The following is a 14648-nucleotide window of genomic DNA, read 5'->3' as shown; positions in this document are numbered from 1 at the left end:
GATTTCACAATAAAGCAGGGTCTGGCTTCGCAAGGGTTTTGCAATTTTGCAAAGTCGTTTTGCGAAATGGCTCTGGCCCTGCTTCTTCGCCTGTGCTTAACCCGCCTCAACAGTTTTCCTGTGAACAAAGGACGGGCCAGCCCATGAACATTCACGAATATCAGGCGAAGGAATTGCTCGCCAAGTATGGCGCGCCGATCGCTGCCGGTCACGCCGCCTTCACTGTCGAGGAAGCCGTCGAGGCCGCCAAGAAGCTGCCCGGGCCGCTCTATGTCGTGAAGTCGCAGATCCACGCCGGTGGCCGCGGCAAGGGCAAGTTCAAGGAACTGGCCCCCGAAGCCAAGGGCGGCGTCCGCCTCGCCTTCAACCTGGACGAGGTGAAGGCCCACGCCACCGACATGCTCGGCAACACGCTGGTTACCATCCAGACCGGCGACGCGGGCAAGCAGGTCAACCGTCTGTACGTCACCGACGGTGCCGACATCGCCAAGGAATTCTACCTGGCGCTGCTGGTCGATCGCGCCACCAGCCGCATCGCTTTCGTCGTGTCGACCGAAGGCGGCATGGACATTGAAGAGGTCGCCCACTCGACCCCCGAAAAGATCCACAGCTTCTCGGTCGATCCGGCCACCGGCTTCCAGCCGCACCACGGCCGCGCCGTTGCCGCTGCGCTGGGCCTGACCGGTGACCTCGCCAAGCAGGCGTCGAAGGTTGCCGCGTCGCTCTACGCCGCGTTCCTCGACACCGATGCCGAGCAGATTGAAGTCAACCCGCTGGCGCTGACCGAGCAGGGCAACCTCCTCGTCCTCGACGCCAAGGTCGGTTTCGACGGCAACGCCATGTTCCGTCACAAGGACATCGCCGAACTGCGCGACCTGACCGAGGAAGATGCTGCCGAAGTTGAAGCGTCGAAGTATGACCTGGCTTACATCAAGCTGGACGGTAACATCGGCTGCATGGTGAACGGCGCAGGCCTGGCCATGGCGACCATGGACATCATCAAGCTGAACGGCGAATTCCCCGCCAACTTCCTAGACGTGGGCGGCGGCGCCACCACCGAAAAGGTGACCGCAGCGTTCAAGATCATCCTGAAGGACCCGGCCGTTAAGGGCATTCTGGTCAACATCTTCGGCGGCATCATGAAGTGCGATATCATTGCCAATGGCATCGTCGAGGCTGCCAAGGAAGTGAACCTGTCGGTTCCGTTGGTCGTCCGCCTGGAAGGCACCAACGTCCAGCAGGGCAAGGACATTCTGGCCAATTCGGGTCTTCCGATCGTCCCCGCGGACGACCTGGGCGATGCGGCCAAGAAGATCGTGGCAGAAGTGAGGAAGGCGGCCTGAGCCCCCTAATCACCTGAGAAGATACGCCATAGGGCGTGGGTGACCTGGAAACGGGTCGCCCACGTCCGTGTTCGCGTTGGCGGGCGATGGCGTGAAAATGGAGGATGTTGAAATGAAGATCCTTGTGCCCGTGAAGCGGGTTATCGACTATAACGTAAAGCCCCGTGTGAAGGCGGATGGCACGGGTGTTGACCTGGCCAACGTCAAGATGAGCATGAACCCGTTCGACGAAATCGCCGTTGAGGAAGCCATCCGCCTGAAGGAAAAGGGTGCGGCGACCGAGGTGGTGGCGGTATCGATCGGCGTTGCCAAGGCGCAGGAAACGCTGCGCACGGCGCTGGCGATGGGCGCCGACCGCGCCATCCTGATCCAGACCGATGATGAGGTCGAACCGCTGGGCGTCGCCAAGCTGCTCGCCAAGGTGCAGGAAGAAGAAGGCGCTGGTCTGATCATCCTGGGCAAGCAGGCGATCGACGATGACAGCAACCAGACCGGCCAGATGCTCGCCGCGCTGCTGAACCTGCCGCAGGGTACCTTCGCCAGCAAGGTCGAGGTCGAGGGCGACAAGGTCAACGTCACCCGCGAAGTCGATGGCGGCCTGGAGACGGTGAAGCTCAACACCCCGGCGATCATCACTACCGACCTGCGCCTCAACGAGCCGCGCTATGCGTCGCTGCCGAACATCATGAAGGCGAAGTCCAAGCCGCTCGCGAACAAGACCCCGGCGGATTACGGCGTCGATATCGCCGCCCGTCTGGAGACGCTCAAGGTCTCAGAACCGCCCAAGCGTTCGGCCGGCATCAAGGTTGCCGATGTCGATGAACTGGTGGCCAAGCTCAAGGCCCTTGGAGTCGCGGCGTGAGCCGCCGGAAAGCAGGAGTTGCAGCATGACGAAGACGCTCGTTTGGGTTGAACATGAGGGCGGCGCCGTCAAGGACGCGACCCTTTCCGCCGTGACCGCCGCAGCCAAGCTGGGCGAAGTCCATCTGCTGGTCGCTGGCCAGGGCGTCGACGGCGTGGCCGCCGAAGCCGCCAAGATCGCCGGCGTCGGCAAGGTCCATGTCGCCGACGACGCGGCCTTTGGCCATGCGCTGCCGGAGAATGTCGCGCCGTTGATCGTCGAACTGATGGGCCATCATGACGCGTTCGTCGCGCCGGCCACCAGCAACGGCAAGAATATCGCGCCGCGTGTCGCCGCCCTGCTGGACGTGATGCAGATCAGCGACATCCTGTCGGTCGAGAGCGAAGACACCTTCACCCGCCCGATCTATGCCGGCAACGCGATCGCCACGGTCAAGTCGAAGGACGCCAAGAAGGTCATCACCGTTCGCGGCACGGCCTTTGAAAAGGCGGCCAAGGAAGGCGGCAATGGTGCGGTGGAAGCCGTGGCCTCGACCGGCGACAAGGGCATTTCCTCCTTCGTCGGCGCCGAAATCGCCAAGCTGGAACGCCCCGAGCTGACCAGCGCCAAGGTGATCGTGTCGGGTGGCCGTGCGCTCAAGGACGGGCCGACCTTCGAGGAATATATCATGCCGCTGGCCGACAAGCTGGGTGCGGCCGTCGGTGCCTCGCGCGCTGCGGTCGACGCGGGCTATGTCCCCAACGACTATCAGGTCGGCCAGACCGGCAAGATCGTCGCGCCGGAAGTCTATATCGCCGTCGGTATCTCGGGTGCGATCCAGCACCTGGCTGGCATGAAGGACAGCAAGACCATCATCGCCATCAACAAGGACGAGGATGCGCCGATCTTCCAGGTGGCCGACATCGGCCTGGTCGGTGATCTGTTCAAGGTGGTGCCGGAACTGACCGGCAAGCTGTAAGCCGAATTGGCTTGAGTAGGAAAGGGCGTGGGGAGTGATCCCCACGCCCTTTTTTTGGTCATTCGCAGTTGATGTCGTTCTTGTCGATGGCCCGGCCGGCGAGGGCGCCGCCGGCGCCGCCGAGGATGGTGCCGAGGGTCTTGGAGCCGCCAGGGGCGATGACATTGCCGAGCACGCCGCCGGCGATGGCGCCGACGATGGTGCCGGTGGTGCCGTCATCCCGCTTGCAATAGTAACGGCCGTCGCGGTCGCGGTAGATCTGGTCATTGTCGCCGAGATGGCGGCGCGGTGGGCGGCGATCCCGGTCGCGGTCGCGGTCGCGGCCGCCGGGCGGGCGGTTGTAGCCGCCGGGGCGGTCATAGCCGTAGCCGCCGCCATAATTGTCCGACGCACAGGCGCCGAGCGGCAGCATGGCAAGGGCGGCTAGTGCCAGGATGGGGGTGCGCAATGGGTGTCTCCTCTTCTTATACCCTGTCGGGAGGAGAACCCGGAAGCGGCGCGAAAGTTGCGCCAAGATGCTGGAGATAAAAGGAAACCGCCCGCCGCTGCCATCGAGAGGGGAGTGTGGCAGCGAGCGGACGGCATCAACGGCGCGTCGTGGTGGCGCGCCGCCGAGAGAATGGGGCTTAATGCGCCAGGGGCGAGGCGCCGCTGGTCGTGGCCGGGGTGACGACCGGGGCCGGACTGTCCTGGATGCGCTGGTCCTCCAGCTTGGCCCTGGCGTCGTTATAGCGGGCGACGAGGTCGTCCTTGAACTCGGTCAGCTTGCCATCGTCATAGAGCTTCTTGCCGACATAGCCGGCGATGGCGCCGAAAATCAGGGTGCGGATCATGGAGAACTCCTTGTTTGCTGTCGGGAGAAGAACCGGCGGACGGGCGGCGGGTTCCAAGGAAGATTGCGTCCGCGACGGGCCTTGCTAGTCTTGCGACGGACGGTGGCGGGGGTTGCCGGAAAAACGGGGGTGGCAATGACGGCATTCGATCTGGTGTTCGCGGTGTTCGGGCTGCTGCTGGGGCTGGCGATCGCCGAGGTGCTGGGCGGCTTTGCCCGCGCGCTGAAGCTCAAGCGGACCGCCAAGCCGGTGCGGATCGGCTGGCTGACGCCGCTGCTCGGCCTGTTCGTGCTGCTGGATCTCACCAGCTTCTGGGGCAGCGCCTATATCATGCGGGACCAGATGGATGCGAGCTATCTGACGCTGGTCGTGGTGCTGGCTATCGTCGGTGTCTATCATCTCGCCGCGTCGCTGATCTTTCCCGACGAGCCGGAACAATGGCCCGATTTCGACGACTGGTATGACCGGCAGAAGCGGATGGTGATCGGCGGGCTGCTGCTGGCCAATGTCGCGGTCACGATCGGCCAAGGCGTGCTGGAGGAGGTAAGGCCGGTGGCCGATGCCCCCGCCGGGCCGCTCGCCCCCTATGCCGCGCCGATCCTGCTGGGCGGTCTGGTGGGGCTGCTGACGCTATTGGTCGCGCTGCTGCGGATCAGGAACCGGCGCGCGAACATGGCGATGCTGATCGCGGCGAACCTGATCCTGCTGGGCGCCAGCATTGCCGAGGATTATATCTGACGGCGATCGGCCGCAGCAGCGGCGGCAACCGCATCGCGGCGGGCGCGGGCGTTTTCGGTCAGATCCTGGCGCCGGGCCATTTCGAGCCAGGCATTTTCCGCCCGCAGGCAGCGGTCGCGGACATTGGCGAGGGTCGCGGCGTCGGCGTCGGCATGGGCCTGAGCGGCGAGCGCGCGATAATCGGGGAGGGCCATCGAAAACTCCTTTGGACAAGGAAGTGGGCCGGGCGCCACGCCAGGGCGGCGCCCGATCCGGACCGGTCGATCATTCGACCGATCCCGGCCGGCCGATTATTCGGCGTGGGCGATGTTCACCGCGGCCATCTTGCCGCGCTTGTCCTGCTCCAGGTCATAGGACACGCGGTCCTTCTCGCGCAGGGTGGCGAGGCCGGCACGCTCGACGGCGCTGATGTGGACGAACGCGTCCTGACCGCCATTGTCGGGGGCGATGAAGCCATAGCCCTTGTCGGCGTTGAAGAACTTGACGACGCCAGTGATGCTGCTCATGATATTTCCTTCTTTCTGTGCGGCAGGCCCCGTGTGGACCCGCCGGGGGCTAGAGGGGCAGGGAAAGAAGGAGATAGGTGCCGCAAAGCGCCGAAGACCGTCGATTTGCGACTATAGCCCGACCCCTATAGGGCAGATCGGCCGCAATAGCAAATCGTGCCGCCGGGATCAGGCCGGCGCGGGCGCGGGTTCGGCCGATTCCCAGGCCTCGTCAGCCTCCTCTTCCTCTTCCCCGTTCAGGCCGGCGGCTTCCAGCACGGCGATTTCCGCGTCGCTGCCCGGCGCGAAGCCGAAACGGGCGTCGCGGGCGCGGGTGGCGGCATCCTCATAGGGGCGGGCCTGCGCCTCCAGCTCCGCGGCATAGGCGACCTCCTCGGCGGGCGTCAGGGCGCGGTCATAATCGTCGATATCGTAATAATCCTCGCTCTGGTCGCCGGTGAAGCCGGGCGGGGCGGGATAATCGGTGCGCAATTCCTCGCGATCCTCATCCCACCAGACGCCGCGCAAACGGGTCGCGGCCTCCTCCGGCGGCAGGTCGGCGCGGTTGATATGGGGCGGAAGTTCACACCGTTCATTGCGGTCGGAAAAGGGCGAGATTCCGGGCTGGATGGCCGAGGGATTCTGGGGGCGCTTGGCACCGGGCTGGAGCGCCAGCCGGGCGGCGATGAAGAGCGCGACCGAGGCGGCGGGGGCGAGCGCGGTTGCCGCCTCCGGTTCGACGGGTTCGGGCGTCTCGGGCTGATCGCCGTTGAGCAGGTGGGCGTCCGCCATATTGCGGGCCATATGTTCCATGCCGGTGCGCGGCAGGCCGATCAGTTCGGACTCCTTGTCGGCCTGTTCGGCCGGGCAGATCAGGTCGAGATAGGCGGTGAAATCCTGCGCCACGACGCGGGCGAGCGCGGCATCCGACCCTTCGGGCGGGCTGTCGGCCATGCGATCGAGCCGCGCGAGCATCGACATGGCGAGGCGATTGTCATGGCGGTGGCGGCGGACCTCATAATTGTCGGGATCCTTGCGGATGGTCTCCTCGCTGCCCATGATCGCGCGCGACAGGAGATCGTCGGCCAGGCGGGCGCGGGCGATCAGGATCGCGGCGTCCCAGCCCAGGCGAAAGGCGGCGCCGTCATGGCGGATGCGCAACGTATAGGCCGAGCGCGCGGTGATGCGCACCCCTTCGCAGGCGAGCATGATGACGCCGGTGGCGGCAAGTATCTCCAGGAAGCGCCGCTGGCGCGCCGGGCTCCAGCCATCGACCCGCCGCTGCGGATCGGGCGTGGGGATAGTGTCCGGCAGGGGCGGCGTGATCGGCGGAAATGCGCAGGACATGGCAAGGCCCTTTCAGGGAAAGAGGACGCGTTGCCGGAAGGGTAGGCAGAAAGGCCGGGTGTAGGACAGCGGAATAGGATTTTTGGGGCTTTGGGTGCGCGCCTACCAGTCGCCGCCGACATCCTTGATGGCCTTGAGCAACGCTGTCTTGCTGTCGGTGCGGCGGGTGCCGGCGTTACGGGGCCGATCGGCGTCGCTAATGCCGAGTTCGGCGCGACGACGCGCCAAGCGCTCGCCCAGTTCGGCCATGTCGATGACCGGCTCGTCCGGCTCAATCGCTAATGTCTTCGACGCCATAATCGCCCATGCTTTCTTCGCGGATGCGCCGTTCCAGATACGCCATATCGGCGTCGGGGTGAAGGGCGAGCAGCAGGCGCGCCTGATCCAGCCGATCCCGTGCCGTGCCCGACGCATATTGGCCCATGCGATCGGCGATCAAATCTTCGACCGAAATGATGCGGAACAGCGCCGTTTCCCCGATCGGCCGGACGAGACGGATATGGGCCGCATCGACATTGCCGTCCATCGGCACATCGGCGACGATTTCAAAACCGAGTTTGAAGTCGGGGTGGATCCAGCCGCGCAGCGACTGGCCGGAACCCGAAGGGCGGACGAAGCCGACCCGCTGCATTTCCTCCTCCAGTTCGCTCTGTCCGATGGCGCACAGGTCGAAGTCGCCGGTCGTCAGCGCGCTGGACGAGTAAAATTCCGCCGCCGCCCCGCCGACGAGTATGGGGCGCGACAGGCCGCGCGCGACCATGGCATCGCTGATCCGGGCGAGGAGGCGAAGGGCGGCCTCGAATTGGGGGCGGTAGAGGGGCAAGGGTCAGGGATATTGCTGGCGCGCGTGGACGAGCGTCAATATCTCGATCGCTTCGATCCCGACGCGGTAGATGAGGATATAATTGGGATGAACCACGGCTTCGCGCGTGCCGGGCGCGCGGCCGGGGCGATGCGTATAAGGGTGGTTGGGCAGATTGTCGGCTGTGTGTCGGATGGCGGCATAGAGGCGCTCGGCCGCCGGCTTGTTGCGCGGGCCGATATAGTCGAGGATGGTCAGGAGGGCCGTTTCGGCCTCGTCATCCCAGACGACCGGCAGGGTCATTTATATTTGTCGAGAACGGCCTGCGCCTTGGCCATGACTGCGTCATGCGGGATGCGCGGCTTGTTGGAGGTCAGTGCGCGTTCCACCTTGGCTCGGACCCATGCGTCATGAGCTTCCGCATCCTCGGTTGTCGCGAACTCGGACTCGATGGGGGTAAGTTTGGGCATGGGGAACGTCTAGCAGATGGGCGCAGTGGAGCCAATCCGGGCGGGGTAGATTGATCTGATATGGATTAGGTTTGGAGAACTTCGGGTTCTGAATAAAATTTCACCGCAATTCCGTAAATTAACTGTGAATTCATATTGATACTTCTCCTGTAATTCTGGATTTAGAATCTTCTGGATAGGCCATTGTTTAAGAAATATAACATTTTTTCTCTATATGGCTTTTCATCTTCAAAAACGTTTTCGATATTTTTTATATTTAAAAATTCTAGAATGTCGAAGTCTAACGAATATTTTTCAGAAAAATTCACCCAAAATTTTTTAGAATCTCCTAAGGCTTGAATAACAATTTGCATCATAGTTTCTGGATGTATGCCGGATATCGAAAAAGATATTTGTAAAATATAGTATATTGATGATCTCATTCTGAAAAGATTATCCGGATGATATCTTGAAATTGAAAGAGATTGATTGAATAGAAAAAAATAACATACCGTTATCGAAAATATCAGAAAATATGCAGCCTGTTGCCACACGCCATATGGGCCATATGGATTAATAGTGAATATGTTTTTCCCATATTCATCTCTCTTGTCCGAGGGGGCAGCGTTAAATGTAGCTAAAACTAGCCTGTGTATGGCGTGGCAATCTGCATCCCATTCTAAAATCTTTTTTATATCGCCAATGCTGTTTTGTAGATCATCAGATTCACAATCTAATCCATCATCAATTGATGCAATGCTAAAAGTCTTTTTCAGCCACCTTGTGTGGCCGGCGGCAATATGGAAAAACTCATGTAATCCTATAAATCTTATAGAAATTTCTGTGATGCTTCCTATGAAGTGATCTGTATTGTAGTCACCAGTTTTATTTAAAAAACTTTCATCTTCAATATATTGTCTAAATTTCCATGATTTATTGAAATCGTATTCAATGTTTCCAGTGTATTTTAGCCAATATCCTGAATTTCGTTCATATTTTAGAGTTGAAGCAGCTTTGGCTAGGCTAAGTATTTTTAGCGGCAGGCATGCGCTTATTGCTATAATATCTTCAGAATGGAATATGGATGAATGGGCAGAGAAATTGTCTTTGCATGTGAATCCATAATTAATTGATGATAAATCTGCATTATCTTTAGTTATTCCAATTACACAATTTTTAATGCTGGTAAGGCTGGATGACAGAAATTTGTCTATGTTATCATTTCCGCAACTTTCGAAATAGCCGCCGTGATTTGGTTGAGAGGCATATTGTTTGAATGTGCTGCTAGGATTCATATGTCCCCTTCGGTTGCTCATTCCGCCGCCACAGCCTCCAGCCCCAGCAACGGCGCCAGATAGCGCCCGGTAAAGCTGCGGGGTTCCTTCACGACCTGTTCCGGCGTGCCCTGCGCAACGACTTCGCCGCCTTTCACGCCGCCCTCCGGTCCCATGTCGATGATATAATCCGCCGTCTTGATGACATCGAGATTATGCTCGATCACCACGACGCTGTTGCCCTGTTCGACCAGGGCGTGGAGGACTTCCAGCAGCTTGCGGACATCCTCGAAATGCAGGCCGGTGGTGGGTTCGTCGAGGATATAGAGGGTGTTGCCGGTGGCGCGGCGCGACAATTCCTTGGCGAGCTTGACGCGCTGGGCTTCGCCGCCCGACAGGGTGGTGGCCTGCTGGCCGACCTTGATATAGCCAAGGCCGACTTCGGCGAGCATCGCCATCTTGTCGCGGATCGGCGGCACGGCCTTGAAGAATTCGACCGCATCCTCGACTGTCATGTCGAGCACGTCGGCGATACTCATCCCCTTGAACTTCACCTCCAGCGTCTCGCGGTTGTAGCGGGCGCCGTGGCAGACGTCACAGGTGACATAGACGTCGGGGAGGAAGTGCATCTCGATCTTGAGCACGCCGTCGCCCTGGCAGGCTTCGCAGCGGCCGCCCTTGACGTTGAAGGAGAAGCGGCCCGGCTTGTAGCCGCGCGCCTGGGCTTCGGGCAGGCCCGCGAACCAGTCGCGGATATTGGTGAAGGCGCCGGTATAGGTGGCCGGGTTGGAGCGCGGGGTGCGGCCGATCGGCGACTGGTCGATGTCGATCACCTTGTCGCAATGTTCCAGGCCCGTGATCTTGTCATGCGGGCCGGCGACGATGCGGGCACCGTTCAGGGTGCGGGCGCTGGCGGCATAGAGGGTGTCGATGGTGAAGCTGGACTTGCCCGATCCCGAGACGCCGGTGATGCAGGTGAAGGTGCCGAGCGGGATCGACGCGGTGACGCCGGTGAGGTTGTTGGCGCGGGCATTGTGGACGGTGAGCTTCTTGCCCGAACCCTTGCGGCGCCTGGCGGGCACGTCGATGCGGCGGGTGCCGTTGAGATAGTCCGCGGTCAGGCTGTCCTTGTGCGCCAATAGCTGCGGCAGGGTGCCCTGGGCGACGATGGTGCCGCCATGGACGCCGGCGCCCGGCCCCATGTCGACAATATAGTCGGCGGCGCGGATCGCATCCTCGTCATGCTCGACGACGATGACGCTGTTGCCGAGGTCGCGCAGGCGCTTGAGGGTGACGAGCAGCCGGTCATTGTCGCGCTGGTGCAGGCCGATCGAGGGTTCGTCGAGGACGTAGAGGACGCCCGAGAGGCCCGAGCCGATCTGGCTGGCGAGGCGGATGCGCTGGCTTTCGCCGCCCGAGAGGGTGCCGCTGGTGCGGTCGAGGTTCAGATAGTCGAGGCCGACATTGTTGAGGAAGCCGAGGCGCTCGACAATTTCCTTGAGGATGGCACGGGCGATCTGCTTCTGCTGGTCGTTGAGCGCATCGGGCAGCCGCAAGAAGAAGGCGAGCGCGTCCACCACCGAGCGGCGGGTGGAGACGGAGATATCCTCGCCGGCGATCTTGACCGCGAGCGCTTCGGGCTTGAGGCGCGCGCCGTGGCAGGTCTCGCAGGGCATGGCGGTCTGATATTTGCTCAGTTCCTCGCGCATCCAGGCGCTTTCGGTCTGGAGCAGGCGGCGGTTCAAATTGCCGATCACGCCCTCGAACGGCTTCTGGACCTCGTAGGACTTCTTGCCGTCGACGAAGCGCAGGGTGACGGGCTTGCCGCCGGTGCCGTGGAGGATGATGAGCTTCACTTCGCCCGGCAACTCGGCCCAGGGGGTTTCGAGGCTGAAGCCGAACTCCTTGGCGAGGGAGCCGAGCACCTGCATATAATAGGGGCTGGGCGGGTTGGACTTGGCCCAGGGGACGACGGCGCCCTTCTTCAGGGAGAGGGCTTCGTTGGGGACGACCAGTTCGGGGTCGAACTCCTGCCGCTCGCCCAGGCCGTCGCAGGCCGGGCAGGCGCCCAGCGGCGCGTTGAAGGAGAAGAGGCGCGGCTCGATCTCGGGAATCGTGAAGCCGCTGACCGGGCAGGCGAATTTCTCGGAAAAGACGATGCGGTTGGCGGGGATGCCGGCATTCTTCATCTTGCCCGCGGACTGGGCTTCGTCTTCGCGGCCGGGGACCACGCCCTCGGCCAGGTCGACATAGGCGAGGCCGTCGGCGAGCTTGAGCGCCTGCTCGAAGCTGTCGGCGAGGCGGGTGGCCATGTCGGCGTTGACCGCCAGGCGATCGACCACGACCTCGATGTCATGCTTGTATTTCTTGTCGAGGGCGGGGGCATCCTCGATCAGGTAGAGTTCGCCGTCGATGCGGACGCGGGTGTAGCCCGCCTTCTGCCATTCGGCCAGTTCCTTGCGATATTCGCCCTTGCGGCCGCGCACCACCGGGGCGAGCAGGTAGAAACGGGTGCCTTCGGGCAGGAGCATGACGCGGTCGACCATCTGGCTGACGGTCTGGGCGCTGATCGGCTCGCCGGTGGCGGGCGAATAGGGGATGCCGACGCGCGCCCAGAGCAGGCGCATATAGTCGTAGATTTCGGTGACTGTGGCGACCGTGGAGCGCGGGTTGCGGCTGGTGGTCTTCTGCTCGATCGAGATGGCGGGGCTGAGGCCCTCGATATGCTCGACATCGGGCTTCTGCATCATCTCCAGGAACTGGCGCGCATAGGCGGAGAGCGACTCCACATAGCGGCGCTGCCCCTCGGCATAGATGGTGTCGAAGGCGAGGGAGGACTTGCCCGAGCCCGAGAGGCCGGTGATGACGATCAGGCTGTCGCGCGGCAGATCGACGTCCACGCCCTTGAGATTGTGCTCGCGCGCGCCGCGCACCGAAATATGCGTAAGACTCATGGGCGTCTTGTTCCAGATTTGTTCTGTGGGGGCAAGGGGGTGCACGCACGCCCGGCCGCCAAGATAGGAAGCCGCCGATATGGGTTCCAGCCCGTCCGCAATTTTTCCCTCCGGCCCCGCTTTACCAGGGAATAGGTGGTGGCTACCGGTGTCAGAGTGGGGGAAGAGGGGATGATTCGGGGGCTAGCTTGAGAGCCGTCCCCTCCGACTGCACCTTTGGTCTGTAGGAGTAGTCTGTTTCATGATGAAGAAATTTGGCCTGTCGCGCAGCGTCGCGGCGGGGATCAGTCTGTGCGCGCTCGCCACGGCCGGTATGGCACGCGCCGACGAGACGGCGGAATGCAATGAGGGGGCATATACCGATAGCACGGAATGCGGTGTTGATGCTCAAACTTATGGTAGTTCGAGCGTTGCGGTAGGCAGCAATGCAATTGCAGGACACCCCGATTATCCATTCGCCTATTCCAGGGCCACTGCAATTGGATATGATGCTCGTGCGATTGGAGCACAGAGTAGTGCCCTCGGTTATGGGGCTCTCGCTTCGGGAGAGCAGAGCATCGCTCTAGGCGATAATAGTATGGTCACAATGGAACGCGCCATTGCCATCGGCTCGTATGCGTCAAGCTTGTTGGCAGGCGGGGTGGCTATTGGTGCAGGGGCCTCGGCGTACGACGGGGTGTCTATTGGTCGAGGAGCCACTTCAAGCAGCGGCGCGATTGCGATTCTCGGATGGGCCTCTGGTGCTCGTTCGCTTGCTCTCGGATCGCTGAGTAGTGCCGAGTCTCAAGACAGTATTGCCATTGGTTATGCAAGCGAGGCAGGTGTGGCATCCTTGGCTATCGGTAGCCGGACGATGGCAGCTTATAACAATGTCGCTCTTGGGTATGGTGCGACTGCTAATACATTCAACAGCATCGCGTTGGGTAATGGCTCGCTAACGACGAGAGAAAACAGTCTTTCGATCGGTAATGTTGGTGCGGAACGTCAGATCACCAATCTGGCTGCGGGGACCGAAGCGACGGATGCGGTTAACCTGTCGCAGTTGAACGCGGTCAACGCCGCAGCCATCGCAGCACAGGGCACCGCCGACACGGCCCTTGCCAACGCCGCGACGGCGCAGGCGACGGCGGATACCGCCAATGGCAAGGCCGATGCTGCGCTGGCCGGTGTGGCTGTTGCACAGAGCACGGCCAATAGCGCCAAGGCCGATGCGGCGGCTGCCCAGTCCACCGCCGACACCGCTCTGGCGACCGCGACGACGGCGAATGGCACCGCCAATACGGCGCTTGCTAACGCCGCGACCGCCCAGTCGACGGCCGATACAGCGCTGGCCAATGCGGCCACGGCGCAGGATGCCGCCAATAGCGCGAAGGCCGATGCATCGGCGGCGCAGGGGACGGCTAACACGGCACTTGCCAACGCGGCGACCGCGCAGGGCACGGCTAACACGGCGCTGTCCAACGCGGCTGCTGCACAGGGCACCGCCAACACGGCGCTCGCCAATGCGGCAACGGCGCAGGCATCCGCCGATGCGGCGGGCGTGAAGGCGGATACGGCGATCGCCTATGGCAACGAGACGCGCGACATCGCCAATAATGCGCTGGCGCAGATCGGCACGGCCAGCAGCAGCGCGACCGAGGCGCTGACTGTCGCCAATGGTATCGCCGGAACCGCCAACAGCGCGCTGGCGACCGCCAATGATGCCAAGAGCAGCGCTGATGCGGCAGCGGCCCGCACCGCCTATATCGCAGCCAACGGATCGGGCGCTGCCCCGACCGCGAGTGGCGCCAATGCCATTGCGATGGGCAACGCCGCCAATGCGTCGGCGGCCAATGCCGTCGCCATCGGCAATGGCGCGCAGGCGACCAACGGCGCAGCCGTATCGGTCGGCTATGCCAATCGCGCGAGCGGCAATGGCGCAGTGGCGATCGGCGATCCCAATGTCGCGACCGGCACCGGTGCGGTTGCGATCGGCGCCAACAACACGGCCACCGGCGACGGCGCGGTCGCGCTGGGCAATGCCAGCACGGCCAATGGTGCCAGCGCGGTGGCGCTGGGTAATGGCGCCCAGGCGGTCTATGCCGATAGCATCGCGATCGGTGCCAATGTCACCACCGTCCGGCAGGGCCAGGTGGCGCTGGGTTCGGCCAGTTCGACCTATACCGCCGCCGGCATCACATCCTCGGCCAGCCGGGCCGCCCAGTCGGGCGCGGTCAGCCTGGTGACGACCGATGCGGCGGGCAATCTGGCGACGGCGGCGCTGGACGTCGGCGAATTGTCGGGTCTTGGCGGCCGGGTCGGCACGCTGGAAGGCGAAGTCGTCGGCATGAAGCAGCAGCTGCGCGCGGCCAATGCCGGCATCGCGGCGGCCATGGCGATGGGGGGCACGCTGCTGCCGCCGGATTCGACCTTTGCCCTGTCGTTCAACCTGTCGACCTATCGCGGCCAGCAGGGCTTTTCCGGCGCGGCGGTGGCCCAGGTTACCGAGCGCGTGTGGATGAGCGGCGGCTTCGCCGGTTCGACCGTCAAGGGTTCGACCGGTGGCCGGGTCGGCATGACCTTCGGCTGGTAAAGGGGATGGGTGCCGCCGGCCATCAGCGCCT

Annotated in this window: 16 protein-coding genes and 1 pseudogene; 6 read left to right on the top strand and 11 right to left on the bottom strand. The window is 62.5% G+C overall.

All coding sequences use genetic code 11. From position 1 onward, the window contains the following. Nucleotides 1-143 precede the first annotated feature (143 nt). The 3 genes from sucC to GGQ90_RS21550 all read left to right on the top strand — a co-directional run bounded on the left by sucC (nucleotide 144) and on the right by GGQ90_RS21550 (nucleotide 3163). Nucleotides 144-1343 carry an ADP-forming succinate--CoA ligase subunit beta gene (gene sucC / locus GGQ90_RS21560; RefSeq protein ID WP_188083931.1) on the top strand — a complete coding sequence of 400 codons (1200 nt, stop codon included), beginning with the start codon at nucleotides 144-146 and terminating at the stop codon, nucleotides 1341-1343. 112 nt (nucleotides 1344-1455) lie between these two features. Next, nucleotides 1456-2205, top strand: a complete 750-nt coding sequence (locus GGQ90_RS21555) for an electron transfer flavoprotein subunit beta/FixA family protein (protein WP_004207731.1) — start codon at nucleotides 1456-1458, stop codon at nucleotides 2203-2205. A gap of 25 nt (nucleotides 2206-2230) precedes the next feature. Continuing rightward, entirely contained in the window at nucleotides 2231-3163 is a 933-nt protein-coding gene (locus GGQ90_RS21550) for an electron transfer flavoprotein subunit alpha/FixB family protein (RefSeq protein WP_188083930.1), read from the top strand. A gap of 58 nt (nucleotides 3164-3221) precedes the next feature. Here the strand turns inward: GGQ90_RS21550 and GGQ90_RS21545 are convergent, their stop codons facing one another. Continuing rightward, on the bottom strand, nucleotides 3222-3611 hold the full coding sequence (locus GGQ90_RS21545) for a glycine zipper 2TM domain-containing protein (protein ID WP_188083929.1): 390 nt from the start codon (nucleotides 3609-3611) through the stop codon (nucleotides 3222-3224). 178 nt (nucleotides 3612-3789) lie between these two features. After that, entirely contained in the window at nucleotides 3790-3996 is a 207-nt protein-coding gene (locus GGQ90_RS21540) for a hypothetical protein (protein ID WP_188083928.1), read from the bottom strand. A gap of 135 nt (nucleotides 3997-4131) precedes the next feature. On the opposite strand from GGQ90_RS21540, the gene GGQ90_RS21535 reads away from it, so the two are divergent. Next, nucleotides 4132-4734: a hypothetical protein gene (locus tag GGQ90_RS21535; protein ID WP_188083927.1), complete on the top strand. Its 603-nt coding sequence runs from the start codon at nucleotides 4132-4134 to the stop codon at nucleotides 4732-4734. Here the strand turns inward: GGQ90_RS21535 and GGQ90_RS21530 are convergent. The 9 genes from GGQ90_RS21530 to uvrA form a co-directional block, all read right to left on the bottom strand. After that, on the bottom strand, nucleotides 4725-4928 hold the full coding sequence (locus GGQ90_RS21530) for a hypothetical protein (RefSeq protein ID WP_188083926.1): 204 nt from the start codon (nucleotides 4926-4928) through the stop codon (nucleotides 4725-4727). The genes GGQ90_RS21535 and GGQ90_RS21530 overlap by 10 nt on opposite strands. A 96-nt stretch (nucleotides 4929-5024) precedes the next feature. Next, a complete protein-coding gene (locus GGQ90_RS21525; RefSeq protein ID WP_007706481.1) occupies nucleotides 5025-5240 on the bottom strand; it encodes a cold-shock protein in 216 nt (71 codons plus the stop codon). Between the two features lie 168 nt (nucleotides 5241-5408). Continuing rightward, entirely contained in the window at nucleotides 5409-6566 is a 1158-nt protein-coding gene (locus GGQ90_RS21520; protein ID WP_188083925.1) for a hypothetical protein, read from the bottom strand. Between the two features lie 102 nt (nucleotides 6567-6668). Continuing rightward, a complete protein-coding gene (locus tag GGQ90_RS21515) occupies nucleotides 6669-6863 on the bottom strand; it encodes a hypothetical protein (protein WP_188083958.1) in 195 nt (64 codons plus the stop codon). Continuing rightward, nucleotides 6838-7389: a hypothetical protein gene (locus GGQ90_RS21510; RefSeq protein WP_188083924.1), complete on the bottom strand. Its 552-nt coding sequence runs from the start codon at nucleotides 7387-7389 to the stop codon at nucleotides 6838-6840. The genes GGQ90_RS21515 and GGQ90_RS21510 overlap by 26 nt, the downstream gene beginning before the upstream one ends. Nucleotides 7390-7392: 3 nt before the next feature. Beyond that, on the bottom strand, nucleotides 7393-7671 hold the full coding sequence (locus GGQ90_RS21505) for a type II toxin-antitoxin system RelE/ParE family toxin (protein ID WP_188083923.1): 279 nt from the start codon (nucleotides 7669-7671) through the stop codon (nucleotides 7393-7395). After that, a complete protein-coding gene (gene relB / locus GGQ90_RS21500) occupies nucleotides 7668-7838 on the bottom strand; it encodes a type II toxin-antitoxin system RelB family antitoxin (protein ID WP_188083922.1) in 171 nt (56 codons plus the stop codon). The genes GGQ90_RS21505 and relB overlap by 4 nt, the downstream gene beginning before the upstream one ends. A gap of 161 nt (nucleotides 7839-7999) precedes the next feature. Beyond that, nucleotides 8000-9112, bottom strand: a complete 1113-nt coding sequence (locus GGQ90_RS21495; protein ID WP_188083921.1) for a hypothetical protein — start codon at nucleotides 9110-9112, stop codon at nucleotides 8000-8002. A gap of 17 nt (nucleotides 9113-9129) precedes the next feature. Further along, on the bottom strand, nucleotides 9130-12045 hold the full coding sequence (gene uvrA / locus GGQ90_RS21490; protein WP_188083920.1) for an excinuclease ABC subunit UvrA: 2916 nt from the start codon (nucleotides 12043-12045) through the stop codon (nucleotides 9130-9132). 241 nt (nucleotides 12046-12286) lie between these two features. Here uvrA and GGQ90_RS30020 point away from each other — a divergent pair. Next, nucleotides 12287-12844, top strand: a pseudogene (locus GGQ90_RS30020) (hypothetical protein); the annotation flags it as partial. Nucleotides 12845-12898: 54 nt separating this feature from the next. Continuing rightward, entirely contained in the window at nucleotides 12899-14617 is a 1719-nt protein-coding gene (locus GGQ90_RS21485) for a YadA-like family protein (protein ID WP_246428369.1), read from the top strand. The last annotated feature ends 31 nt before the right edge of the window (nucleotides 14618-14648 follow it).

The organism is Sphingobium scionense (assembly GCF_014197035.1).
GTDB lineage: Bacteria > Pseudomonadota > Alphaproteobacteria > Sphingomonadales > Sphingomonadaceae > Sphingobium > Sphingobium scionense.
This window is presented reverse-complemented; position numbering and strand designations above follow the sequence as displayed.